The 25527-nt window shown below is 60.1% G+C and carries 22 protein-coding genes; 4 read left to right on the top strand and 18 right to left on the bottom strand.

Going from position 1 to position 25527, the window contains the following annotated elements:
• Nucleotides 1-80 precede the first annotated feature (80 nt).
• The gene (locus E3T46_RS16780; protein ID WP_134442768.1) at nucleotides 81-983 is read left to right on the top strand and encodes an ATP-binding cassette domain-containing protein; all 903 of its coding nucleotides are present in this window, start codon (nucleotides 81-83) and stop codon (nucleotides 981-983) included.
• Nucleotides 980-1792 carry an ABC transporter permease gene (locus tag E3T46_RS16775; protein WP_134579417.1) on the top strand — a complete coding sequence of 271 codons (813 nt, stop codon included), beginning with the start codon at nucleotides 980-982 and terminating at the stop codon, nucleotides 1790-1792. The genes E3T46_RS16780 and E3T46_RS16775 overlap by 4 nt, the downstream gene beginning before the upstream one ends.
• A gap of 53 nt (nucleotides 1793-1845) precedes the next feature.
• On the opposite strand, the gene pepD is transcribed toward E3T46_RS16775, so the two are convergent.
• The 6 genes from pepD to E3T46_RS16745 all read right to left on the bottom strand — a co-directional run bounded on the left by pepD (nucleotide 1846) and on the right by E3T46_RS16745 (nucleotide 9675).
• Entirely contained in the window at nucleotides 1846-3342 is a 1497-nt protein-coding gene (gene pepD, locus E3T46_RS16770; RefSeq protein ID WP_134579416.1) for a beta-Ala-His dipeptidase, read from the bottom strand.
• Nucleotides 3343-3400: 58 nt separating this feature from the next.
• The gene (locus E3T46_RS16765) at nucleotides 3401-4408 is read right to left on the bottom strand and encodes an ABC transporter permease (protein ID WP_134579415.1); all 1008 of its coding nucleotides are present in this window, start codon (nucleotides 4406-4408) and stop codon (nucleotides 3401-3403) included.
• Nucleotides 4408-5859: a sugar ABC transporter ATP-binding protein gene (locus E3T46_RS16760; protein ID WP_206751490.1), complete on the bottom strand. Its 1452-nt coding sequence runs from the start codon at nucleotides 5857-5859 to the stop codon at nucleotides 4408-4410. The genes E3T46_RS16765 and E3T46_RS16760 overlap by 1 nt, the downstream gene beginning before the upstream one ends.
• Before the next feature lie 80 nt (nucleotides 5860-5939).
• Nucleotides 5940-6989 (bottom strand): ABC transporter permease, encoded by a 1050-nt coding sequence (locus tag E3T46_RS16755; RefSeq protein ID WP_092448161.1) that lies wholly within the window; start codon nucleotides 6987-6989, stop codon nucleotides 5940-5942.
• A 96-nt stretch (nucleotides 6990-7085) separates the two neighbouring features.
• Nucleotides 7086-8240 (bottom strand): sugar ABC transporter substrate-binding protein, encoded by a 1155-nt coding sequence (locus E3T46_RS16750; RefSeq protein WP_134579413.1) that lies wholly within the window; start codon nucleotides 8238-8240, stop codon nucleotides 7086-7088.
• A gap of 169 nt (nucleotides 8241-8409) precedes the next feature.
• The gene (locus tag E3T46_RS16745) at nucleotides 8410-9675 is read right to left on the bottom strand and encodes an epoxide hydrolase family protein (protein WP_166790317.1); all 1266 of its coding nucleotides are present in this window, start codon (nucleotides 9673-9675) and stop codon (nucleotides 8410-8412) included.
• 257 nt (nucleotides 9676-9932) lie between these two features.
• Between E3T46_RS16745 and E3T46_RS16740 the strand changes: the two genes are divergently transcribed.
• Together E3T46_RS16740 and E3T46_RS16735 are read left to right on the top strand one after the other, a co-directional pair.
• Nucleotides 9933-10880: a 3-keto-5-aminohexanoate cleavage protein gene (locus E3T46_RS16740; RefSeq protein ID WP_134579411.1), complete on the top strand. Its 948-nt coding sequence runs from the start codon at nucleotides 9933-9935 to the stop codon at nucleotides 10878-10880.
• Between the two features lie 83 nt (nucleotides 10881-10963).
• The gene (locus E3T46_RS16735; RefSeq protein ID WP_134579410.1) at nucleotides 10964-12487 is read left to right on the top strand and encodes an FGGY family carbohydrate kinase; all 1524 of its coding nucleotides are present in this window, start codon (nucleotides 10964-10966) and stop codon (nucleotides 12485-12487) included.
• A 66-nt stretch (nucleotides 12488-12553) separates the two neighbouring features.
• Here E3T46_RS16735 and E3T46_RS16730 read toward each other — a convergent pair whose 3' ends face one another.
• From E3T46_RS16730 to E3T46_RS16675, 12 genes are all read right to left on the bottom strand, one after another.
• A complete protein-coding gene (locus E3T46_RS16730) occupies nucleotides 12554-13279 on the bottom strand; it encodes a lipoate--protein ligase family protein (protein ID WP_134477661.1) in 726 nt (241 codons plus the stop codon).
• Between the two features lie 83 nt (nucleotides 13280-13362).
• On the bottom strand, nucleotides 13363-14040 hold the full coding sequence (locus tag E3T46_RS16725) for a 2-oxo acid dehydrogenase subunit E2 (protein ID WP_092448155.1): 678 nt from the start codon (nucleotides 14038-14040) through the stop codon (nucleotides 13363-13365).
• Nucleotides 14037-14909, bottom strand: a complete 873-nt coding sequence (locus tag E3T46_RS16720) for a class II fructose-bisphosphate aldolase (protein ID WP_134579409.1) — start codon at nucleotides 14907-14909, stop codon at nucleotides 14037-14039. The genes E3T46_RS16725 and E3T46_RS16720 overlap by 4 nt, the downstream gene beginning before the upstream one ends.
• 34 nt (nucleotides 14910-14943) lie before the next feature.
• Nucleotides 14944-16500 (bottom strand): glycerol kinase GlpK, encoded by a 1557-nt coding sequence (gene glpK, locus E3T46_RS16715; RefSeq protein WP_134579408.1) that lies wholly within the window; start codon nucleotides 16498-16500, stop codon nucleotides 14944-14946.
• Nucleotides 16497-18203 (bottom strand): glycerol-3-phosphate dehydrogenase, encoded by a 1707-nt coding sequence (glpD, locus tag E3T46_RS16710; RefSeq protein ID WP_134579407.1) that lies wholly within the window; start codon nucleotides 18201-18203, stop codon nucleotides 16497-16499. Before glpD ends, glpK begins: the two co-directional genes overlap by 4 nt.
• A 62-nt stretch (nucleotides 18204-18265) precedes the next feature.
• Nucleotides 18266-18508 (bottom strand): biotin/lipoyl-containing protein, encoded by a 243-nt coding sequence (locus E3T46_RS16705; RefSeq protein ID WP_092448152.1) that lies wholly within the window; start codon nucleotides 18506-18508, stop codon nucleotides 18266-18268.
• 37 nt (nucleotides 18509-18545) lie between these two features.
• Nucleotides 18546-19577: a transketolase C-terminal domain-containing protein gene (locus E3T46_RS16700; protein ID WP_092448151.1), complete on the bottom strand. Its 1032-nt coding sequence runs from the start codon at nucleotides 19575-19577 to the stop codon at nucleotides 18546-18548.
• Nucleotides 19574-20557, bottom strand: a complete 984-nt coding sequence (locus E3T46_RS16695; protein WP_198415578.1) for a thiamine pyrophosphate-dependent dehydrogenase E1 component subunit alpha — start codon at nucleotides 20555-20557, stop codon at nucleotides 19574-19576. Before E3T46_RS16695 ends, E3T46_RS16700 begins: the two co-directional genes overlap by 4 nt.
• A 116-nt stretch (nucleotides 20558-20673) precedes the next feature.
• Nucleotides 20674-21543, bottom strand: coding sequence for an HAD-IIA family hydrolase (locus E3T46_RS16690; RefSeq protein WP_134579406.1), 870 nt, complete (start codon nucleotides 21541-21543; stop codon nucleotides 20674-20676).
• On the bottom strand, nucleotides 21540-23051 hold the full coding sequence (locus tag E3T46_RS16685; RefSeq protein WP_104131869.1) for an FGGY family carbohydrate kinase: 1512 nt from the start codon (nucleotides 23049-23051) through the stop codon (nucleotides 21540-21542). Before E3T46_RS16685 ends, E3T46_RS16690 begins: the two co-directional genes overlap by 4 nt.
• The gene (locus tag E3T46_RS16680) at nucleotides 23051-24496 is read right to left on the bottom strand and encodes an iron-containing alcohol dehydrogenase (RefSeq protein ID WP_092448148.1); all 1446 of its coding nucleotides are present in this window, start codon (nucleotides 24494-24496) and stop codon (nucleotides 23051-23053) included. Before E3T46_RS16680 ends, E3T46_RS16685 begins: the two co-directional genes overlap by 1 nt.
• Complete coding sequence (locus tag E3T46_RS16675; protein ID WP_233195027.1) at nucleotides 24493-25416, bottom strand: ABC transporter permease; 924 nt, start codon at nucleotides 25414-25416, stop codon at nucleotides 24493-24495. Before E3T46_RS16675 ends, E3T46_RS16680 begins: the two co-directional genes overlap by 4 nt.
• Nucleotides 25417-25527: the final 111 nt, after the last annotated feature.

The raw sequence follows: 25527 nt of genomic DNA, 5'->3' as shown, positions 1-25527 counted from the left end.
CCCCGGTCGGCAGCCGAAAACGGCCACGCGGGGAATAGGCTGGGAGCACTATTTCTTGAAGCAGCACAGAGGGGAGTCGGATGCCGACCGGCGCGCTCATCGAGTTCACGAACATCAGCAAACGCTTTGGCGGTGTCACCGCGGTCAACGATCTGTCTTTCACGGTCGAACCCGGCCGGGTCACCGGTTTTCTCGGACCGAACGGCGCCGGAAAGACCACTTCCCTGCGTATTCTGCTCGGGCTGGTCGCCGCGAGCAGCGGAACGGCCACCTTCGGCGGCGTGCGCTATCGCGACCTGCCGCATCCGCTTAAAACGGTCGGGGCCGCCCTCGAAGCGGCGAGTTTTCACCCGGGTCGTTCTGCTCGCGACCACCTCGGCGTCTACGCTATCGCAGCCGGACTGCCGCGCACCCGGGTGCTGGAGGTGCTCACCCAGGTGGGCCTCGCCGCCCATGCCGCCCAACGCGTCGGCGGTTACTCGCTCGGCATGCGCCAGCGCCTCGGCCTCGCCTATGCCCTGCTCGGCGACCCGGGCGTACTGGTTCTCGACGAGCCGATCAACGGGCTCGACCCGGAGGGCATCCGCTGGATTCGTGGGTTTTTACGCGACATGGCCGCCGAAGGACGCACCGTTCTGGTCAGTTCGCACCTGCTCTCCGAGGTGCAGCAGAGCGTCGACGACGTCGTGATCATCGCCCGCGGCGAGCTCGTGCACCTCGGGCCCTTGTCGAGCCTCGACACGGATGCCGCGGCCCAGACGATCGTGGATTCTCCCGACCGCGAGAACCTCGCCACCGCACTCACGGCGGCCGGCATCACCTTCACGACCGGCCGCACCGGACTCATCGCGGCAACCAGCGACCCGGCCCTGCTCGGCCACCTCGCCTTCGAAGCCGGGGTCGAACTGAGCGTGCTGCATCGGCAGAAAGTCGGCCTGGAAGACTCGTTTCTCGCCCTCGTCGGCGGAGGCCACTCACTATGACTTCGTTCCTGCGGTCCATTGCGGCCGAATTCGCCAAGATTTTCACCACTCGCCTCTGGTGGATACTCGCCCTCGTGCTGTTTGGCTACATCGGACTGCTGGCCGGCGGTCTTGCGGCGTTGTTCTCCGGGCTTCAGACCGGTGTGATCAGCCCCGATACGGTGAATGCCGGCGGCGGCGACCTGAGCGGTTTCGGAAGCCTCCCACCCATCATCTACAGCTTCGCATCGTCGGTCGGTTATGTCTTTCCGGTGCTGATCGGTGCCCTCACGACCACCGGCGAATTTCGCCACCAGACGCTGACCCCGACGTTTCTGGCGACACCGCGACGCGGGGTTGTGCTCGGCGCCAAGACGGTCACACTCCTCTTGGTCGGCGCGGCATTCGGTCTCATCGCGCTGGCGGCATCCGTTGGTATCGGCGGCGGCGTCATGAGTGCTTTCGGTGTGGATGCGCTGCTCCTCGATTCGGAGACCTGGCTGCTGGCAGCTCGTTCGGTGCTCGCCATGGGCCTGTGGGCCGCGATCGGCGTCGGTCTCGGCGTGCTCGTGCCCAATCAGGTCGCCTCGATCGTGATCGTGCTCGCCTTCACCCAGTTCGTCGAACCTCTGCTGCGGCTCGCGGCCTCTTTTCTCGAGGTCACCGCGAAGATCGGCAACTTTCTCCCCGGTGCCGCCTCCGACGCCCTGGTCGGCGCGAGCATCTTCACGCTTATGAACCCGGCCGGCGCAGCGCCCCTGGACTGGTGGCAGGGCGGCCTCGTGCTGCTCGGCTACGCGCTCGTGGCCACCGTCATCGGGACGCCGTGAGCTGGAAGAAGGACGTCAGCTAGCTACAGCCCCACGGCGCTACCGGCGCGTGCCTATCCCAGTCGCGACACGACACTCTTAATCAACGGCCAGACGCGCTCCACGGACTTGTGGTTCACCCGCTCCGCTGACGAATGCAGGGCTTGAAGCTCAGTGCCGATCGAGATGATGTCGGCTACCGGCACCCGCTTGCTGAACATGCCCAGCTCGAGTGAGCACTGTGACACCTCAATGTTGGGTTCTTTGCCGAGCACGTCACGATAGGCCTCGGATGCCGCTGCGAGCAGCTCCGAGTCAGGACGATACGGGAACTCTGCAGCGTCGAGGCCGTAGAGTTCGAACACGACCCCACCGGCGGCGAGCGCGACGAGCGCCTGTATTCGCTCGACCAACTCGTGCTTCCGCGAGGTTAGGGCAGACGTGACCGTCGACATCACGCGCGCACCTTCAGGAGTCGGCCGCACCGTTCCGAGGTTGTTCGACGTCTCTACGCGACCGGGAACGTGAAGGTTCCAACTGATCACCCCATGAGGAATGAGGCGCAAAATGGACATGAGCCGCAGCCCTGCGCCGCGTGAAAATGCACTATCGGGGCGTATTGCACTCTTGAGCTCGACGCGAATAGCAGGGTCAGAAAGCTCGTACTCTCTCTTGAGCTCGCCGTCTAGCTCGACAATGAGGGCCTCGATCGAATCAGTGTCTGCGTCTCCGAAGACGATGACAGCGGATGCGTCGGCCGGGATCGCACTGTTCTGGGCGCCTCCGAACGGGTTGCTAATGCGCAATTCGTGCGCACCCGCCAATTTGTGGACCGCACGAGCCAGCACCTGCAGAGCGTTCGCCCGCTCCAGCTGAATGTCGAATTCGCAGTGACCGCCGTTGAGCCCGCGCACCTCGAGCGAGCGCGCACTGGTCAAGTCAACAGGCACTGGCTCAAACTCACCGGGGACATCAACGGTGAACGTCACGTCGCCGCTGCACCCCGCGAGGATCTCCTCGTCCGTGATCCAGTTAAAATCGATCATGCGGCGCCCAACAAGTTGCCCGACGTTGAATTGTCCGGCCCCCACCTTGCCCTTTTCCTCCATGGCGGTGAGGACTGCCTCCAGCGGCGGATGAGGGATGTCCTTTGATTCAAGCAACGCAAGTATGTAGGACACTCCGATTCCGTTGTCCGCGCCCAGAGAGGTTCCAGCCGCCGAGATGTACTCGCCGTCGACGACGAGGCTCAGCGGTTGTTTCACGAAGTCGAACTCGACCCCCTCTGCCTTTTCGCAGACCATATCCAAGTGACCGTGCAGGATTAGCGGTGCTGCATTCTCAAGGCCGCCCTGACCGGGCTTGCGCACGAGCACGCAGTGCAGGTCATCCTTCGTCGCCTCGAGTCCACACGAGCGCGCGAAATCCACAACCCAGTTGGCGACCTGCTCTTCGTTACCCGAGCCTCGCGGGATACTCGTCAGCACCTCGAAGAATCGGAAAACCTCGCGGGGCTCGAGGTCTTTAAGCACGCCAGAGTTGGTCGCTTCCATAATGTCCACAGTGGGCATGTGTGTTCCCTCTCGTTTGTTACTTGCGTTTGTTACTTGCGTTTGTTCGTTACGTTAATTACTTAACAATGCTTGATTTGTTGCGCGACATGGTGAGGGCAACCACCGCGATGATGACCGCGCCGTAGACCAGGCTCTGCGCTTGGGCCTCGATGCCGACCGCGGTCGTCGCGATGGGAACAAGGGCAATGGTCAGCGCTCCGAAAATCACTGTAAGCGGATTAACTACACCTCCGGAGATCGACGTTCCTCCGATTAGAGCTGCGGCGATGGCGGGCAGCAGCAGGTCGCTGCCCAGGCCGGTGGGTGACGCTGACCCCGCCTGCGCGATGATCGCGATGCCGGCGAGTCCGGCGGCAAACCCGGAGAGAGCAAAGGCGAGTACCTTGAGCGCGCGCGTTCGCACCGCGGAGAAGATCGCTGCGGATTCGTTCTTTCCGATGGCCGTCATTCCACGGCCGATGCGGGTGTACCGCAGAAGCACCCAGAGAGCGACCGCAAGCAGGACGCCCATCCAGAACGTCATCGGCACATTGGCGATCCCGCTTTCGTACAACGAGTGGACGCCCTCCCCGTTGCTGGCGACGTAGACGGTCGTCCGGCCGCTGACCACGAGCGCGACTGCTTGAAAAATTCCCAACGTGCCCAGTGTCAGCGCGAAGGACGGAACCTGCGCGTATGCCAGGATCAGACCGTTCACGGCGCCAAAGGCGGTGGTGGCCAGGAGCACGATGATCGGAGATAGTCCCGCTACGGGCCCGAGCGTGAGTGCAAGAAGAATTGCGCCCAGCAGCCCGATCGCGGCGTTCGACAGGTCGATCGACCCGACGTTGAGCACCATGGCCTGCCCGAGTGCCAGCAACAGGATGGGGGCCGACGACGACGCGATTACCGCGAGTCCTCCGCTCCCGATGAATGCTGGTGTGAGGATCGCAACAACGGCGAGTATCACAAGGAAAATGACAATCGGGCCAATCGCATGCCAGCCTCCGATGCGCTTCATAGACTGCAACTTTTCGCGGGCAGGCACGGCGATCTTCGTTGTCTCGCTGTCAGTCTTGGACATCACAGCATCCTTTCGAGCAGGTCCAGAGTGGCGGGATTATCGTGCCCAAGGTCGTAGACGCCTGAGATCCGACCGTCTCGCATCACCACGATGTCGTCGGCGATGTCAAGCGCCTCTTCGATCGTGTCGGGAATGAGGATGATCGCGGTTCCGTCATCGCATACCGACCGGATCTGCGCTTTGACTGTCTCACCCGCGCCCGGGTCGAGGCCTCGGAGCGGGTGGTCAAGTACGAGCGCCTTCAGGTCCGAAGAGTTCAACCACTTGGCAAGGACGACCTTTTGCTGGTTACCGCCAGAAAAGTCCTGAAGCATGTGCTCGGGCTCCCGAGGCCGGATGTCCAGCTTCTCAAACCACATACGTGCCAGAGACAGCCTGCGTCGGGGAAGCTCGAACGGCCCGATGGCGGCGGAACCTGGATGCGTGAGCGTGATGTTTTGATCCGCCGGCATTTCCCCAACCATTCCCTCAGTCTTGCGCTCCGCGGGAACGTAGCCCACACCAAGGGCGACGGCCTTCTTAATGGACAAGTGGTGCCCGGAGTAACCCGCGATCGAGATAGATCCGGAATCGAAGCCCTCTGCCCCGAATATCGCTCGCGCTACGGACTCTCGGCCGGAACCACTGGTACCCAGAATGGCCAAGATGCGACCCGGGTAGGCATCGATCGACACCTCACTATAGGCGCCTGCCTTCGTGAGATCGTGGATCGAGATGACCGGGCTGCTGTCCGGCTCAATGCTGTGGCGGTCTCGAACGGCGGCATGAGTTTCCCGACCGACCATGAGCCGGAATAGTTCCTCTTCGGTCACGTCATCGACTCGTCGGTCGGCGATCAACTCGCCATCGCGCATGACGACAACGCGATCGCAGATACGCATGACCTCGTCGAGTCGGTGCGAGACGAAGATTACCGAGCCGATGTTGCGAAGCTTGGAGATTTCCCTCTCCAGAATTTCGGTCTCCGTTCTCTCCAGAATCGCGGTCGGTTCGTCGAGGATCACTAGAGGAGTCGTGTGGCTGGAGGCACTTACCCGGATCGCCCGTGCGATCTCCACCATCTGGCGATCAACGAATGACAGGTCGCTGACCCGCGTTCTCGGATTCAAGTGCGATCCGATGAGGTCGAGCGCCTTGGCTGCGTCCGCGTGGAGGCGTCGCCAGTTGTATAGCCCCAACCGGTTGATCCCGCCCCGGCCGATTGGGGTGTTGACCTCGATGTTTTCGGCGACGGTGAGGTTCGTGAACAGTGATTGCTCCTGGTGCACGACCCCAATCCCTGCGCGCAAGGCATCGGCTGGTCCGCGGAACTGGACTTCCCGTCCGTTTACCGCGATTGTTCCTTCATCGTGCCGATAGTTGCCCGAAAGTATTTTCAGTAGCGTGGACTTGCCAGCGCCGTTCTCTCCAATAAGGCCGATGACCTCACCCGATCGAATGCTGAGGGACACACCGCGAACGGCATGATTCGATCCAAAGCTTTTAGAGACTGCGTCCAGGTGAAGCACTGCGGGAGTTGTCGTCACGTCGCTCACTTTGCCACCCGCAATCTGTCGCGCTGAGACCACGCTGCGAACACGATTGCCGCGACCAGGATCACTCCGGTGACGGCCGACTGATAGCTCGATTCAACGCCGGAGAGGATGAGTCCATTATTGAGGATCGTCAGCAAGAACACGCCCAGTACGGTGCGCAGGATTCCCCCTTTTCCGCCGCCGAGGTGCGTACCTCCGATGACAACCGCAGGGATGACGATGAAGAGCACACCGGAGCCTACGGTGGGCGACCCGATGTCGAGTTGGACGGTGGCAAGGATTCCGCCGAGGCCACTGAGCACAGCGGCAATGGCGAAGACGGCAACCTTGACGCGGAAAGCGGGAAGGCCCGCCGAGCGCACGATCGTCTCGCTGTTTCCAATAGCAAGAGTTACCCGGCCGATTCGGGTACTGCGTAGAACGAGTATGCCGAGGCCAATAACGATCAGCGCCACCCAGAAGGAGTTAGGTAGCCCGAGGGTAATGTGCGAAGTCCAGCCGCTGAGCGCCTCGTCTTCGAGGCGGGGGAGAAGGTCGGTCCCGTAGAGCATTGTGGCGATTCCGAGCCCTACGTACCACATTCCCAGGGTGACGATAAAGGAGGGTACTTTCAGTGCGGTGAAAATGAGACCGCTGGCGACACCCAGCACGACGGCCACGCCGAGGGCGATGACCCAAGCCCATGGTCCCAGGTCCGCTCCTCCACGCGAGTTGGCGCTGAGGAGGATCCAGGTCATTCCGGTTGCCCCCATGACCCCCTCCACGGACAGGTCGATGGATCCGAGAAGGATGACCAGGGTCGCGCCGACGGCAACGATCAAGGGAATTGCGGACTGGGTGAGCACGTTCTGAAAGTTGGATGCCGTCAGAAAACGCTCGTTAAACAGGGAAAAAACACCGATAAGGACGGCCAGAGCCACGAGTAGACTCAGCGGCTCGGCCAGACCCCGGAACCGAGCGCGGCGCTCGATACCGGATTCGCGGATCCTGATCGCGGTGGTATTGATGCCCCCCGCGCCCTGTTCCGCTAAAACTTTGTGAACCATGAAAATTCTCCTCGCAGATACCGATCACATAATGGTGATGCGCCTGTTCCCGGCCCTCGTCTGATGACGAGGGCCGGGAACAGGCTGGCCGTAATGCTACGACGTGGGCAGGACCTCGGGTCCGCCGCCGCCGACGAGAGTCGCCGGCTCGGTGTCCCACGGGCCAGTCTTAATGAGCTCATCAACGAAGTTAGCTGCAGCATCGGGGCCGTCGTACTGAAGGTATTCGTCCAGCGTGTCGGGCGTGACGCACTTGATGTCGAAGAAACTCGTGCGCTTCTCCTTGGGCAATTCGGACGGGACGATCTCTCCGGTCGCGGCCAGGTAGGCCGTGTAGAGGCCGATGGCGGAGGCCATGTAGCCGCGGTGGAAGGTTTCCCCGACAATGGCGTTGTTGCCGTAGCCGTTCTTCATCATTTCCACGGTGTCGGGGTACAGACCGTCGGAGGCGAACTTGACCTTGTCCAGCAAACCCGCGTCCTCGAAGGCCTGGATCGCGCCAAGCTGCATGCCGTCATCGGCACTCCAGACGCCGTTGATCTGATCCCCATACTTCGCGATCAGGTCCTTGGAATTCTGGTTGGCGAGCTGCGGGTCCCAGTTCGAAGCCTGCTTCTCGAGAATTTTGATGTCGGGGTAGTTCTCACGCATCTCGGCTTCGAAGCCGGCGACACGCGTCGCGCTGGTCGTGCTGTCCTCTACGCCGGGGAACATGATCACGTTGCCCTTACCTCCCAGCGAATCGCCGATTGCCTTCGCGTTGCAGCGGCCTGAGTCCACGCCAGCGTGCTTCTGAAAGGCCACAAAGTTGTCGCCCGAGTCCCAGGGCTCGAAGTTGTCGGGCTTGTTCCACCAGATCGATACGAAACCGCCGGCACGCTCCACGGCGTCCACGATTGTCGGGGCGTCCGAGCTCGCCACGGTGTTGACGAACATCACGACCTTCTTGCCCTGCGCCAAAATCGCCTGAATCTTTGAGATTTCAGTCTGCGACGAGCCCTGCGAGTCAATGATCTCGAGAGGAATGTCCAGTTTTTTGGAGAGGGCCTTCGCTCCCTCAATGTTGGCGATGAAGTAGGGGTTGGTGGTATTGATCACGGATGCAACGAGGACTAGGTCCTCCTTAGCAATCGGCCCAGAGGAAGCCTTGTCGGCTCCGCCTGCGGTCGACGTGCACCCGGCGAGTGCGAGCGCAGCAACAGCCGCGAAGGCCGCGAGGCGGAGAACGCCGCGTTTGTTCTTGAGAGACATCTTTGACTCCTATATTTAGTTCTACTGCATTTTTATTCAGTAGATCGGTATTGATTCATAGTGACATTATGCGAGTGGACGTGCACATGCAAGAAGTTTTCGGTCAATGCCCCACACGTAACCGAACCGTTACAATTCGGCTCCGACGTGGGGAGCTCTTCCTGGGTCGTCAGCTCAGAGTTCGGAAGAAATCCCGAACGTCGGCCACGTAGATTTCCGGTTCCTCCAGAGGCGCGAAGTGGCCACCACTGCTGTGCACCCGGTACTGCTGGAGGTTAAAGTACTTCTCCGTCCAGGTTTTCGGCGGCTTGTAAATCTCGCCCGGGTAGATCGAAACCGCGGTCGGCACTCCCACGACGGGGACCCGGTCATGACTGGGCGTCCACGGGTTCCCTCGGCATTCCCAGTAATACCGGGAGGACGTTCCGCCTGTTCCCGTGAGAAAGTACACCGCGGCGGTCGTGATCAAGTCTTCCTTAGGCCAGACACCCTCGAATGCCTCCGTGCCGCTACCACGTTCCGCGAGGCCCCAAAAATACCGCTTCTCCGTGATCCACGCCAACTGGGCGGCCGGGGAGTCGGCGACGAGCGCCGCAAGCGTCTGTGGCTTCGTCAACTGGAGCTCCCCGTAGCCGCTCTCATTCTCGACGAACAACTTGCCGCGTTCAAACCAGCCTGCTTCGTCAGTCGAGTACTCGCTCGAAGCCGGCAGTCCCAGAGCAGGGTCGTACTCGACGCCCTCGGGCTGATCGGGATGCTCCGCGAGGTAGTGCGACAACTGAGCGGGAAAGTGCGTGTAGACGCCGATGACGTCGGATTCGTACTTGTGCCCGTGCTGCTGGGCGATCAGCGCCCCCCAGTCCCCCCCAGCGGTGGCATAGCGCTCGTACCCGAGCACCTGCTTCATTAGAACGTTCTCGAGATCGGCGGTCTTCCAGAAATTCCACCCCGTTTCCGTCAGTGGCGAGGAGAACCCGTAGCCGGGCAGAGAGATGAGAACCACATCGAACGAATCACACTCCTGACCGCCGAATTTCACCGGGTCGGTCAGCGGCTCGATGATTTTGCGAACGTCCCAGAAAGTCCAGGGCCAGCCATGGTGGAGAAGCAGCGGCTTCGGGTTTGGGCCTTTGCCGCGCACGTGGATGAAGTGGAGGGGAACGCCCATCAGGTCGACCTTGAAATGTGGCAGCTCGTTCATCCGGCGCTCCACAGCACGCCAGTCATACTCATTGATCCAGTAGTCGATAAGAGTGCGGTGATACTCGGTGTTGTATCCGTACCGCCAATCGTCGTTGGCGAAGTCTTGCGGAAAGCGTGTCCGCTTCAGCCGCTCCATCATGTCGTGAAGATCTGCATCGGGGATACGGATCTCGTACGGACGAACATCAAAAGAATTTGACAATCTTGAACCTCCTTGTTCAGTGCAGGACACGTGTCAGATTTTATATTCAGCATTTGCGTGTATATTCACTTTACATGCCGACGGGGTATATGTGGCGACGAATCGTGCCAACTGAGAAGTTGCGTTCGTTCGTCTATTCATGCGGTTCGGCGAAAGGCTGGTCGACTCGAAGTTGAGCTCCAGCACCTGCGCTACAGTCTGCGGACGGGAACCGAACGTCGTTGTTCGGCTTTGCGAAGGCATCAAATCGCTGCGCATGCAGCCCTCGTGAGAAAGAGAAGTGAACCATGGGCACTGCCCTCGACAAATATGCAGATATGAAGCCGAACTGGGATTATCCGGTCATCATCGAGTCTCACATCAACGGCATCCGCACGAAAGAAATGAACCCGAACACCCCAATTTCTTACGATGAAATTGCGGAAGATGCTATTCGGTGCTGGGAGGCCGGCGCGGGCGCGATCCACGCACACAACACCAGTTTTGATCTCATGGGCAAAGACGCGTACAAGGACTACATGCGAACCTGGGACAAGGTGCTGCAGAAGCATCCCGACATCACCTGGTACCCCACCACCTGTAATAACCTGCGCCTCAAGGGAGACGAGAACGGGCTTCAGCACGTACCCTTCCTCGTCGAGAACGCAAACGTTCGAATCGCCTGTGTCGACACCGGGCTCACGCTCTTCGCTACAGAAACGGATGCCGATGGTTACCTCATCGGCCCCGAATTCGGTTTCAACTACGAGCGTGTTGCCAGCCAAATCAGGATGCTGCGCGAGCACAATACCCCCATGGTCTTCGGCGTCTACGAACCAGGGCACCTCCGGCATGCCATGCACTATGTCAACAACGGGCTCTCCACGCCCGGATCGATGTGGGATTTCTACCTCATCGGAGACTATGGTCTGACCGCTACGAAACCCATCGGAACGAACGGCATGAAGCCGACTCTGGAGAGCTTGTATTACTACCTCTCGATGATCGAGGACGCGAAGGTCAAGCACCCCTGGTACATCTCGATCTGGGGCCAAGGGGCACTCGACGACACCTCGATCCTCCGCAGGGCCATCGAGCTCGGGGGCCACATTAAGACTGGACTGGAACTCTTCTACGATCCGGCCCGCAACCCCACGAACCTTGAGCTGCTTCAGCAGGCCCAGGAAATCGCCCGTGAGGTGGGCCGCCCCATTGCAACCCCGGACGAGACCAGGGCTCTGTACAAAATCAAGTAATTCACTTCCGGCGAATCTTTGACAAGTTGCACACGTCATGTGAGCCTTGGAAACTTGCATTCAATGATGAATAGGTGTTCAATATGTCACCCAGCACCAAGATTGTTCTCCCGGCAATTGTGGCCGTGGACCAAGGAACCAGCTCAACGAAGACAATCGTCGTCGACGGAGAAGGGCGAATCCTTAGTCGTGCTTCCGTCAAGGTATCCCGGGTAGATGCCCGACCCGGCTGGGTCGAACAGGACGCTGAGGAAATAAGGTCGAGCGTTATTAGTTCGATCACTGCGGCACTCGCAGGGCTGGATGGTGACGTCGACATTCGCGGAATCGGCTTGAGCAACCAACGCGAGTCGGCCGTTGTCTGGGACCGGGAGACCGGCAAGGCGCTTGGCCCCATGCTCGGCTGGCAAGACCGTCGAACAGCAAGTCGGGTAGCGGAATACGAGGATCTGGGCTGGGGCGACATCGTGCGCCACAAGACAGGGCTCCCGCTTGACCCCATGTTTTCGGCTCTGAAAATCCAATGGCTGCTTGACCAGATCGACCCTGATAGAACCGCTTCGATGGCCGGTCGTATTGCAGTAGGGACCGTGGACTCCTGGCTTGTTCATTCCCTTACCGGGGAACATCGGATTGAACTCGGCAACGCGAGCCGCACTCAACTATTGAATCTCGAGTCAGCGAGCTGGGATCTCGAGCTCCTCGAGCTTTTTCAGATTCCTCTCCGGTGCATGCCGCGTCTCGCGGCATCAAGCGAACCAACTGACCCCATTGTGGGTGTGCCAGTGCTGCCTGCGGATACTCGGATTTACGCAGTACTGGGCGATTCTCACGCGGCTCTTTTTGCTCACGGGGTTCGAGGCCCTGGACAAGTCAAGGCGACGCATGGCAGCGGCAGCTCGGTCATGGGATTGCTCCAACCGGGCGCGCCAGACCCTGCCGACGGGAGGGGTTTGGTGCGCACCATCGCGTGGGCCACCCCTGATCCGGTATACGCTTTCGAGGGCACAATTCTTTCCACCGGCGCCACGCTCCTATGGTTGGGTCAGTTGCTGGGAATGGGCCCCGGACAGTTGAGTGCAATCGCCCAGACAGTTTCCACGAGCCAGGGTGTGGACTTGGTACCTGCTTTTGCAGGCCTGGGTGCCCCTTATTGGGACGAGAAAGCGGTTGCTGTGATTTGTGGGTTTGGTCTTGGAACCAAACCCGCTGAGCTGGCCCGTGCAGCCTTCGAATCGGTGGCTCTTCAGACGGAAGCTCTATTCGAGGCCGTCGAACAGCTATTGGGTGCACGAATAGAGACCGTACTCACCGATGGAGGTCCGTCACAGAACGATTGGCTCATGCAGCTGCAAGCAGATTTTAGCCAACGAGACGTCATTCGTAGCAATATCGCGGAGCTCTCAGCTACCGGGGCCGCCCATTTGGCGGGCATCTCGTCGGGGTTATGGAGCGCCGACGAATGCGCACGGCTCCCCCGCGAAACCTCAGTCTTCTTTCCCGGCATGGACCCAGTGCAATCTCTCGTACGCAGAGAACGCTGGCGATCGGCTGTCGCCCGCTCCCGTGGGCGTTCTGCCGATTACCTACCGAGCGACGAAGAATAAAATTTCAAGCTGACCAATGCCACGCCAGAAGCAACGACTGTTTCGCCCCCTGAATTCATTCGTGGATCATGATTCCAGGCGATTCGCTAAGACGTGATACTGAATTTCGCCGCTCCGATGACCAGCAAACGCCCGAACGATGGACTCGGTTACATCGCCGGCGGTCATTCCGCTCGTTTCAGAGAGCACCGACCCGAATGTGCGTTCGTTCCAGGCGAAGTCGAGCTCACGGTTCACCGCGACCAGAACGTCGATGAGTGCACCAGTTTCAGCGACGGGAATTGAGGCACTCATGAGGCGTGCGCCACGTGTCACGCGTTGCGCCGTCCCCACGAGCTTTACCTGGCCGCGGGCATTAACACTGTAGGTTCCGGGGCAGTATTCGCCCGGCACGGGACCCACCCGCGCATCCACTCCCAACTCTCGCAGGACATCAGCGAACTGATTCCCTACCGTCTTGAAATGAGATTCGTTATCGAGACCTCCGTACGCACCATCTTCAACGTTCACGAGATCAACGACTAGGCATGATTCATCGTACGCAACCGCTCGTCCTCCGGCGGGTCGTATGACAGGCGTGAATCCATGGCTGGCAGCTGCGCTCACCGCAGCAGGGAATCCAGGGAGCAAGCTCTCGCGACGGCTGAAAGCAACGGTCGGCTCCGGCTGGTAGACCCGAACCAGCCGGGGGGTTTCTGGGTTCGCCGCGACGTACTTGAGCATTCGCAGAGATACGTCCAGATCCCCAGCTGCGCCGTGTCCGACGCTGTGAGTGACGAGCAATGCATCCATACGTGATTCTCGCAGATTGGCTGGTTCCGGGCCGCGAGTCGTCACTCCAGACACAGACGACTCATCCGAGCGGCGGGAGTTGGCTAAACGGCAATCGGAGTGGTGAGGGCATCACTGAATGCCTTCAGGAAAGTTGCGCCGGTGGCTCCGTCTACTGAGCGGTGGTCACAGGTCAAGGTGAACTCCGCGATCGGTAGCCACTCGCCACCCGCCTCGGTCCAGACGTGTCGTTTCTTTGTGGCTCCGACAGCGAGGATCGCGGACTGCGGAATGTTAAGAATTGCATCGAATCGATCGATTCCCATCATCCCGAGGTTGGAGATGGTGAAGGTTCCGCCGGTGATGTCGTCCCTGACCAGGGTTCCTGTGCGGGCGCGATCGACAGCTTCACGACGGCGTGCCGCGATCTCTGTCATGGTCAGGCGATCAGCACCGTGGATTACCGGCACCGTGAGGCCCTTATCGGTGGCCACGGCGACGCCGACATTCGCCTCACTAAAAACGGTCACTTCATCGTCACCGACGTAGCTGTTAAGCGCTGGCACTGCAATAAGCGCCTGAGCTGCTGCTGCGACCAGGACGTCCGTGACGGTCGCTTCCGGCACAACCTGCTTTACCTTCGAGGCTTCCGTCATATCAATCTCGATGGTCAGGTGGAAGACTGGCGCTTCCCACGCCGCTACCATACGACGTGCCGCTGTGCGCCGGATCCCTTTTAGCGGCGTTGTCACTCCGACGGGCGCAGCCGTTGTGTCGCTCATGCCGTGACTGCCTGGGCGAGATTCTGGTTCTGCGATCGATCTGCGCAGCCGAACTCGCGCATCTTCTGAACGGTGGCTTCGATCATTTGACGCCGGCCTTCAGCCATTGCGTCTTCTAACTGACGATCGCCTAGTGCCCAGGTTTCTTCTATGCCGCGGCGGAAGGCATGACGCAGGTCGGTGTCGGCATTGAGTTTGTTAATCCCCGCAGCGATCGCAGCACGAATGTCATCGAGCGGAACTCCGGATGCGCCGTGAAGGACCAGGGGGATGCCGGTCACGTCGCGAATGCGCGCAATGCGTTCGATGTCGAGGGGCAACGGCTCCGTAGCCGTCACACCGTGCATAACCCCGGCCGAAATTGCCAGAAAATCGACCCCGGTTTCAGCGACGAAGCGTTCGGCTTCGTCCACGCTCGTGTAGAAGTCCGGCCAGTTGATGGCCGTATTCGCATCCGGGATCTTGCCCAGTTCAGCTTCCACCGGAACGCCAAATGAGTGACAAACTTTTACGACATGCTTGGTGGCTTCGATATTGTCTTCAAAGTCCAGGTGGGAGCCGTCGAACATGATGGAGTCAAAGCCCAGCTGCAGGGCTTCGAATACTTCGTCATATGTTCCGTGGTCAAGGTGAATGACGGCTTGGGCGTCTGATTTGCTCAGCTCGCGCTGTGTCATCCGAAATGATTCGGCGAGACCCATGTGTGGCACTACCGCGCGCCCCACTTGCATGAACACAGGGGCATCCGCCAATTCGGCCGCCTGGAGCAGCGCCTGTGTTGTCTCGACGTTGTGCATGTTGAAACCGCCAACGGCGTAGCCTCCGCGACGGGCGCTTTCAACTATTTCTGCCGGGTCAAATTTGCCCATGGTCATTCCTCTTTCGTTCGTGTTGGGGATATTTTTAGCGCGCAACCAGCAGTGGCTGGTTGTCTGCGGGAAGTATTTGTGAGGAGGGCTTACGAAAGGGCAGCCCGCGGGCGGCAGTGACAGCATCCTGCCAACCGGCGTAGAGCTCCTCACGCCGCGTCTCGGACATGGCTGGCTCAAATGCACGCTCGACTCGCCAGGACGCAGCGATGTCGTCCGCCCCGTTCCACAGGCCAACGCCGGATCCAGCGACGTGCGCTACGCCGAGGGCAGTCCGTTCGAGTCCGTGCGGTCGATGCACGGCTATGCCGAGGATGTCTGCTTGAAATTGGCAGAGAAAATCATTCGCAATCCCCCCACCGTCGACTTTGAGGGTGGGTATGCGCATACCACCTCGGGCTAGAGCGTCGATGTTGTCGCGAGTCTGGTACGCCATTGCCTCTAGGGCTGCCCGGACGACGTGCTCAATGCCAGTTTCTAGCGTGAGCCCAACAATCGCACCCCGAACGTTCCGGTCCCAGTGCGGGTCGCAGAGTCCAGCAAATGCCGGAACAAAGTACACGCCGCCATTGTCGGGAACACTGGCAGCAAGCGCTTCGCTGCTTTCCGAGGAATCAATCGCCCGCATTTTGTCGCGAAGCCAGTGCAAAGTTTGACCGCTATGAAAAACGACGCCCTCGGCTTCATAGGTCGTTCGACCGCCAAGCGTCCACGCGACGCTGCTGGTCATACCGTCAACGATTAGGGGTGCATCGCCGACGTTGACAGTGAGGACACCCGCCGTTCCATAGGTGTTCTTCGCGGATCCGGCTTCCAGACATGCCTGGCCAAAGAGTCCGGCTTGCTGATCCGCCAAAATGGCCATTACCGGAACACTCGCCGCGTGGCCGCCCGGCAGCACGGCAGCATCTAAATAGCCAAAACAGGAGTCGGATGGCACGACTTCAGGCAGCAACTCCATCGGGATACCGTACGCAGCGCACAGCCATTCGTCCCACTTGCATTCGCCAATATTAAACAAGGCGGTACGCGAAGCCGAACTGGGATCCGTCAGGTGGGAGCGCCCACCGGTGAGATTCCATAACAACCAAGTTTCGACGGTGCCAGCGGCTAGTTCTCCCAACTGCGCCCGCCTTCTCACATCTGGCACGTGCTCGAGGAGCCAAGCCAGCTTGCCAGCCGAGAAGAACGAGTCGTTGCGCAGCCCCGTCCGGGCGCGGATTTGCCCATCGAGGCCGTCGGCTGACCACCGAGCGACGATGTCATCTGTCTGCTTCGACATCCACATGATTGCGTTATAGACCGGCTGCCCGGTTTGACGGTCCCAGATGAGGCAGGTTTCACGGTGGGTAGTCACGCCGACCGCGGCAATGTCGGAAGCGGTCACGCCTGCCTGGGCCATGGTTCGGTCCATGGCCCCCTTCGCAGCGTTCCACAGGTCCCACGGGTCAAGTTCGACCCAACCCGTAGAGGGGAAACGTGCCTTAATCGGTGTCGCGGATTCGCTTACGATTCGACCGTCAGGATCAACGAGTATCGCTCGCGCGCTGCTGGATCCTTCATCTAGCGCAAGAACATAGCGCTTGCTCACGTGGTTTCCCCTGAACCGGTGCCGGCCGCAGCAATACCATTCGACTGCGATTTCGGGGCGCGGCCGGGCACAGCAAGATGTTCCAGCCACTTCTCGTAGCCGGCAATTTCCACCGCGCGGCGCTGGGCGTCCCAGCCCAGAGTCTCGCCCAAAATGTCGGCTGCCCGAGATACCGAAGCCAATCCGTGACCGGGTTCAAAAGCGATGAGGGTGCGTCGTGCATACACGTCCGTCAGCGACTTGGCCATTTCATACTTCATCGCAAAGACCAGCTCTGCCGCGATCGCATTCGACAGTGGGTCGAATTTTTCGCCGAGCGAGGCATCCGCCCTGACGAGATCCAACACGGAATCCGCGCGAACTCCGTAAATTTTCAGGAGTCGCTTCTTGGTTTCCCGGTCCAGGCCAGGTGCAGCGATAAATGCCTTCTGAAATTCCGGCCAGTTCGCCACGCGTGCGCCGGGTAATGGCATATCCCGCGTGCTGGTTTTCGTTCGTGGTCGACCCAGGCTGCGGTACGTGATATCAACGGCATCTTCGGCCAGCTGACGGAACGTGGTCAGCTTGCCGCCAACGACGGAGAACAAGCCCTTTCGCCCAGTACCAGCGTGGTCATGAATGACGTGGCTCCGGGGGATCTTCCACTCCGGCACCCCGGGGGCATACGGCAGCGGACGCACACCGCTGTAGGTGAAGAGGATGTCGTCGACGGTGAGCTTCGCCTGCGGAATGAGTGCGTTCACCTCGGCGAGGAGGTACTCAACCTCATTGGACTCCGCACGCGCGGTTCCCGGCTCGTCCTCGTACAACGCGTCGGTGCACCCGATCAAAAAGCGCCCCATCCACGGAATGACCAGAACAAGGCGGCCGTCGGACTGAGACTCGTAGTAGACCACGTCAGTGGGCGCGCCGTCGAAGGCGTCAACAATAATGTGGCTGCCCTTTGAACCACCAATGAGCTGCTTCTCAGTCTGGGCGAGATTGGATTTTGGCGTGGCATTCAACACCCAGTCCAACCAGGGCCCCGCCGCATTCATAACCACGGAACCATAGATTTCACGGCTTTCACCGGTCGCGGCGTCGGAGTAGCGCACGCCGGTTACGGTCGTACCGCGCGACAGGAGCGAGTCCACCCTGGAGTGTGTCAGGATGACGGCGCCATCTGCCTGCGCGGCGATGGCGAGCTCAACGCACAGGCGTTCGGCGTATTCAACCTGGCCGTCGATGAACAGCGCCGCACCGCCGAGCCCCTTTTTTTCCATTCCGCCAAAGCGCGCGAGCACTTTCTCGCGGGACAGGATGCGATGATTCGGCGGCGTTTTATCAAACGACAACACGTCATAGGCGATCATGCCCAGCCGGATCAACCATGCCGGACGCTTATTCTTTGCGTAGAACGGCATGAGCAACGGAACTGGACGGACAAGGTGGGGCGCCAGTTTGAAGAGGCGCTCTCGCTCCTTGAGCGATTCGCGCACCAAGGCAAAATCCTTGTGCTCAAGGTATCTCAGACCACCGTGAATGAGTCGTCCAGACCACGCTGAAACACCGCTGCACAAGTCGTCTTGTTCAACCACGGCCACACGCAGGCCGCGGGAGGCGGCGTCCCGAGCTATGCCAAGGCCATTTATCCCAGCCCCGATCACAATGAGATCAAATGGCACCACGGGAAGTGGCGACGCTTGTACTTCTTCGTTCGACATGAGTTCCTTGCTGTCTTTCGTAGAAAGTTGGCCTGACTGCGCACCCCGCCCGCCCGCCATGGTTAGTCCGTCTCGATGACCGCGATAACGGTGCGAACCGGAACGGTCTCACCCTCCGCCATGAGGATTTCGATGAGCGTTCCAGTAGCCGGCGACTCGAGAGATTCTTCGACTTTTTCCGACTCGATGTCCGCGAGAGGCTCGTCTTCTTGAACCTTGTCTCCCACCTTCTTGAGCCACTCAACGATGGTGCCTTCACTCATTCCCATGCCCCACTGGGGCAACAGAACATCCACTCTAGCCATGCGATTTCCTTCTTTTCTTAAGCGCTCGTGCGGTAAATCAGCGGATGATTGACGCTGATGTAAGTGCAGGTTCCAGGTCGAGAACACGACGAATCGCGGCGGCGATGGTCAGTCGTGTCGGATACATCTGGCTCTCCAACGACGGGCTGAACGGTATCTGCATGTCGGGAGCCGTAACGCGAACGATCGGCGCTCGAAGGGCGTCGAACGCGTCCTCAGCCACGATGGCGCTGATCTCAGCGGCGGCACCACACGTGCGGTGGGCGGGCTCGGCAACGACGAGGCGACCAGTTTTTACCACCGAACGGACTATGGCGTCCCGATCGAGGGGAACAAGCGTGCGCGGGTCGATAATTTCCACCGAAACGCCTTCGGCGGCAAGATCCTCTGCTGCAAGAATTGCCTCCGGAACGGAACCTGAAATGGCGACCACGGTCACGTCGGTACCTTCACGCACAGTGCGAGCGACACCGAGGGGTATCCAGAATTCGTTGTCGTCGACCTCTTCCTTCGTTCCCCACAAGAGACAGGCCTCGAAGGTAAGCACCGGGTCGTCAGAATCGATTGCGGCGCGAAGCAGTCCCTTGGCATCTGACGGGCTCGACGGCGCGATGATCTTCAACCCTGGCACGTTCATGAACATCGGGTACGGGCGGTCAGAATGGTGAGCTCCCGTATTCATGCCATAGAACATGGCGGAGCGAAAGACGACCGGCATAGAAGCCTGTCCACCAAACATGTACCGGTTCTTGGCCACCTGATTGACGAACTGGTCCATGGCCATGTACAGGAAGCTGGAATAGGAGAGGTCAACGATTGGCCGCAGGCCGGTCATAGCGGCGCCCGCGGCGGCGCCAACAATTCCCTCTTCCGAAATTGGAGTGTTTCGGATCCGGTTCTTTCCGTACATCTGTAGGAAGTCACCCTTGTCGCTGCGGGACTTTCCGCCACCGGTGGTGCCGTAAACGTTTGCTTCGACATCCTCGCCGATAATGACGACGCGTTCATCAGCGTCCATGGCTTCGCGTTGTGCGGCGCCGATGGCGCCCAAGTAACTCATTACACTCATGCCGCTACCTCCTTGTCGGTATAGAGATCGTCAAAGGCTACTGACGGATCGGGGTAAGGACTTTGGTTGGTGAACTCGACGGCAGCATCCACCTCGGCGAGAACATCGGCTTCGAGTTCGTCCAGCTGTGCCGGATCGAATCCCTGGCCCTCAAGGTACTCGCGGAACATAACGATGGGATCTTTGCTGAGCCAGGCGGCGCGCTCGTCGGCGTCCCGGTAGTCCGTCTTGAGACGAAGGCCTTCGGAGTGCTCGTTGTAGCGGTAGGTCACAACTTCAACGAGCGAGGGGCCCTCGCCAGCACGAGCGCGATCGACCGCTGCGCTCACTGCTTCATACACGGCGAGGATGTCCTGGCCATTTTCGACCCGGATACCCGGCATCCCGAAGCCGGCCGCACGCTCGGCGATGACGCCGGACGTAACCGTGTGCGCGGGAGTGCTCAGCGCATACTGGTTGTTCTCGCATAGGAAGATCATGGGAAGCTTCCATACGCCAGCGAGGTTCATCGACTCGTAGAGGACGCCCTGGTTGGCTGCCCCATCTCCGAAGAACGCGAGAGCAACCTTGCCGTTGTTCAAGACTTTCGACGACAGCGCTGCGCCGGTGGCGATAGGAATCGAGGAACCGACGATTCCCGACTCGCCGAGGCTTCCCACGGCGAAGTCGGCCAGGTGAAGGGAGCCGCCCTTGCCCTTGCATACTCCGGTTGCCTTGCCGACGAGTTCGGCCATTAGCGGACCCAGCGGTGAGCCTTTGCCGATCGGGTGGCCGTGGCTGCGGTGGTTCCCGGACATGTAGTCACCGTCGCCGAGGGCCATAGTCGCCCCGACGACCTGAGCTTCTTGACCAATGCTGGTGTGCACCGTGCCGGGGATGTGACCGCGCTTGACCATCTTCGAGGCTCGCTCATCGAACGCTCGAATCCGCAACATGCGCCTCTGCATCTCGAGCAGAGTATCGCGTGACAAATCTGCCATCGGAACCGCCTTTCACCAACGCCTGCGTTGGACTCAACATCCAGAGAGCCTGAATATATATACTGCCTGTGATTGACTATTCTACGCGGGTCTATGTTGGCGACGCAAGGCGACCGCTAGATATTCCAACCGAGTTCGTCCCGAAGCTGGGTCGGAATCAAATGATCGACCCGGTCGAGCACAAAGGATGGTCGCTGATCGCTCTCACGCTCTTCCACCATGGCGATTGAACTGTCGCCGGTGAGCACGAGGGCGGAATCCATGCCCGCGTTGAGAGCCATTTGAATATCCGTGTACAGACGGTCGCCGACCATGATGCAGTCACGGACATCCATTTTGAGCGCTTCGGTCACGGTGTCGATCATGATCTGATCCGGTTTGCCCGCATTGGCCTGACTCTTGACGCCCGTGCACGCCTCGATCGCTGCGACAATGGCCGCCGCATCGGGCTGGCCGCGGCCGCCGGGGAATGGGCAGAATCGATCGGGATTGGTCGTGACCAAGATGGCGCGACCGAATTGCCAAATGGCGTCGAAAGCGATCTGAAGCTTTCGGTAATCGAACGTGCGGTCGTAGCTGGCGATGACGATGTCGATCTCTTGGGGATCTTCGGACATGCGAATTCCGGCGTTCCCGAGGGCCCGAATCAGGGGTGCTTCCGCGATCGGAAATACCACGGCGCCCGGATGCTCCCGCTGCAGCCAGGCCACAATACTCACCACAGAATTGACCACGTCTGATTCGTTAATCTGCAGGCCCAGACGCTCGAACTTTTCCACGTACATTCCCGGGTCGAGCGTGGGGTTGTTCGACAGGAAAACCGTCCGGCTCCCGCGTTCCTGCAGGTATTCGATCAGTCGCCGAGCACCGGGGAGCAATTTATCGCCGAGGTAAATGGTGCCGTCGAGGTCGAAGACGTAGGCCGGGTAGATACGAAGGGGAGAAGTTCGCAGAGATTCGACGCTGGCGTGTGTCGATGTGATCATGTCAGGGCTTTCTTGAGGGCAGAAAAAACGGGGCGTACTGATGGGTAAATTTCTTGATAAACTGCGAAGAATCGGTCGTAGGTCTCCGCCAGGTCTTCATTGGGGTCGAACCGTTTACCGAAGGAGGTCATTGCAGAGCTGGCCTCCCGCACTGTGGGATAGATCCCAGCTCCGGCCGCCGCCAGCATTCCCGCGCCCAGGCACGTGCTCTCCTGCTGTCCCGAGATGAGAATGGGGCGCCGCAGTACGTCGGCGAGGATCTGACACCACAACGCGCTTTGGGTGCCGCCTCCCATGGCTACAACGAGTGAGATCGGTTCCGACAGACCAAGTTCAACTCGATCGAAACAGAGGCGAAGTTCATAAGCCAGACCCTCCAGTACCGCGCGATAAATGTGCGCTCGACTGTGGATGCCGGTCAGGCCGAGGATTATTCCGCGTGCGTTGTGGTCCCAGTACGGGGTCAGTGCCCCGTTCCAGTAAGGGACCACGAGCAGACCGTTGCACCCCGGAGCGATGTGCGCAGCCTCTAGCTCCAGGCGCTTCTCAATGGTGCCAGCGGGTTCCTGGACGTCTGGAGATTTCTCGACGAATGTGTCAATGAACCAGTTGATCATGTAGGTTCCGGCACCAATAAAGGATTCGAACGTGAAGGTGTCCGGAATAGACCCGGTGAGCGCACGGTAGGCGGAATTCGGTGAATAGGTGTCGCTGTAGGTGCCCGCTACCAACCCGGTGCCGAGATTGAGGTAGGCCCTACCGGGTTCGGTGATGCCCGCACCCAGTCCGGCGGCTTGTCCGTCGCCGGCGCCCGATATCACGCGCAGGCCTTCCGGGAGACCGAGCGCAGATCCCGCCGCCGCGCTCAGTTCGCCCAAGACCATTCCCGGCGGAACCAGGGTGCTGAGCTGGTCTCGGTGAAGTCCCGCTTCTCTCACCAACTCATCGTCGTAGTCCGCCGTGTTCAGGTTCACCAGCCCGAGAGGGTCGGCGCTGGCCACGGATGTGAGCCATTGATCCGTCATCTTATGGACGAGGTATCCGTGCACGTCGACGACGTGTTTGGTCTGGCGCAGCGTTTCTGGCTCGTGCGACTGGAGCCAGAGCAGCTTATAGAACGCGGGCGTTGTGTTCGGTGGTTTACCCGTGATGTCGTGCACGCGTTTGGTGCCTGCGGTCTCTACTTCGTAGGTTGCCCGGGCGTCCAACCACAGCATGGCGGGGCGAATAGGCTCTCCGAAGCCATCCAAACAGACAAACGTTTCGCGCTGGTGGGTGACACAAATTGATGCGATCCGATGCGCGTCCACGTTTCGCACCGCCTCGGTGACGGCAATACACATGGCACTCCACCATTGACGCGGGTCTTGTTCGCCGTAACCGATGGACGGAATACTCAGATCTAAGGACGACCGGCCCTCACCGACGAGCCGTCCCTGCGAATCCCACACCACACTCTTGACGCCCGTGGTCGAGCAATCTACGGACACCACAACATCTTGGGTCATCAGCCTTCCGCTACAGATGCGCTGGCGGCCCGAGCAATGACAAGGTCAACATCTTCGGCGGTCCACCAGCCGTAAAAGAAGAGCAGATCGACGACCGTGAAACGGTCTCGCATGAAGAGGCAGTTGAGTACGGCCCATTTCCAGACATCGGCGGTGACCCACTCGCCGAGCTGTGCCGGCTGGGAGGGCGCCCCGGCGATGCGAAGTCCGCTGGAGAGCGTGTCCGGCGTCGGCAGCGATCCCGAGAATACCGGCTCGTAGTCTTTCCAGTCCTGCAGGACCGCTAGCGCGCGAGGCTTGTTCTCGCGCCAATCCGCGAGCTTCGCACTGTAACCCGCCCAGCACTCGGCGCCCTTTTCCCCCGTCGGGTCGCACCAGTCGAACGCGGAGCGCACGCGTAGCTCGAGCTCATCATCGGTGGGGAAGTCCAGCGCCGGTGCGCCCTCGCCGAGGCGCTCGAACAAAAGCTGCCAGGCGGCCGCTCCGATGAGGGAAGCCACCCCCACTTGCGCGCCGTGAAGACCGATGGGCAGGTGGTGCGATCCCGAGTACATGTCGAGCATGTGACTGATGACGTGCTCAACCCCGGACAGGCACGCGGTCGTGCCGGCAACGCCGGTGCCGATTCCCCGAATGGCCAAGACTCGGGTGAGTTGCTCGACCGAGGCGCTGTCGCCATCCGAAAGACCGTTTCCCCACTCGCTGACGTCACCCGCAAATGCCAGCAATAGGTCGCGGGGCGTTTCGTGAAAGGTCGAATCCAGACCGAAGAGGGAGGCGAGGTACCAATCGGCCGGGGCCGTGTAAAGCGACAGAACTTCGCCGAAACCGGCCGTGTTCATTGCCCGAGGAGCGCCCGCGATCGTCACCGTGTCGGCAAGAACAGCGTTGGGCCATCGGGACGGGACCGTGCGCTTGACGCCGTTCTTGAGAATGACGGACACGTTGTCCGTGAAGCCGTCTACCGACGCGGCCGTCTGCACGACGACGAGGGGGATGTCGCCGTTTCGATTTGTGGCCACCTTGCCGATGTCGGTGATCGTGCCGCCGCCGATGGTGACAACACACTCCGCGGAACGGACCGCCTCGGTGGCCAGATCCAGCGACGCCTCGTTGGCCAGCAGATGAGCGTCATCGCCGAGAACGTAGGTTTCCACACTGAAGTTTTCGACGAGAAGGTCGGCGATTTTTGCTTTCAAGTCTTCGCCATCACGCAGGATCGTCGTCGAGTCCACCAGGATAATAACCTTGGCCCCGGCGCTCACCCGACCGGCCAGGCGCAGTTCCTCGCCGACCACCTCGCTAATTCTGTCGGTGGCAAGCGGCGAGATGTCCAGAAGCCGCAGCCCCAGCGGTACCAGTTCGTCCGCGCCGGGAGCAGCGGCAATAACCAGACGCAAGCTGTCTAGATCAGTGGGATCCGAGATGTCTAAGAATGAAGTCATGATTTCTTCCGGCTAGTGCGTCGATCCGTCATGACTGCGGCAACGATAACGAAGCCGACGACAACGGGCTGGAGGTTGGGGGAGACATTGAGAAGCGACATCCCGTTGTTGAGCACTCCGATGATCAGGAGGCCGACGAAAGTGCCGAGCATGCTCCCGGAGCCGCCAGACAGGCTCGCCCCGCCGATTACCACGACGGCGATCACATTAAGCAGATCGGCGACTCCAGCGGTCGGCTGGGCGGAGTCGAGCCGCGATGTAACGAGGAGGCCAGCAATCGCCGCGAGAATGCCGGCAATCACGTAAACGGCTATTTTGGCCCGTCGGATCGGCAGGCCCGAAAGTCGTGCTACCTCTTCATTTCCACCAATGGCGTAAAGCGCTCGACCGCTCGGCCGATACCGGAGCCAGAATGCCGTAATGGCAAAGATCAGAATAAGGACAATTCCCTGAATCGGGATGCCGATGAAACTGGTTGAGGTAATCGCCAAGAACCACTGCGGGAACCCGTTGACCGGGTTTCCATTCGTGAGGAAGAGGGCGAGGCCCGCAGCCGCAGACATAGTTGCGAGTGTGGCAATGAACGGCTGAAGCTTTCCATATGCAGTCAGAAGACCATTGATCAATCCGATCAATGCGCCGACAACCAGTCCGCCGACGAGGGCAATTTCAAAGGGGAGCTCGGCAACTCGGAATAGCCACGCCATCGACATGGAGCTCAAAGCCACCACCGAGCCGACGGAGAGATCGATGCCCCCGATGATAATAATCAGGACAGCACCAACCGACATCACGCCGATTGCTGAAACCTGGCTCAGAATATTGAGCAGGTTGCGCGGTGTGAGAAAGAACGGGGAAAGAAATGACAGCGCAATGAAGATGATGATCAGGCCGATAAGGGGGCCCGGAACACTGCCCATAACCGACGCCATCTTGCTTCCGGCGGTTGACTTCCACGACCCGGTGCCGAGGCCGGAGGGCGCAGCGGCGGCACTGTCCACCGCACCGGACGTGCGGGGCTCGTTATTGAT

The sequence above is a fragment of the Cryobacterium sp. Hh11 genome (assembly GCF_004404045.1).
Lineage (GTDB): Bacteria > Actinomycetota > Actinomycetes > Actinomycetales > Microbacteriaceae > Cryobacterium > Cryobacterium levicorallinum.
This window is presented reverse-complemented; position numbering and strand designations above follow the sequence as displayed.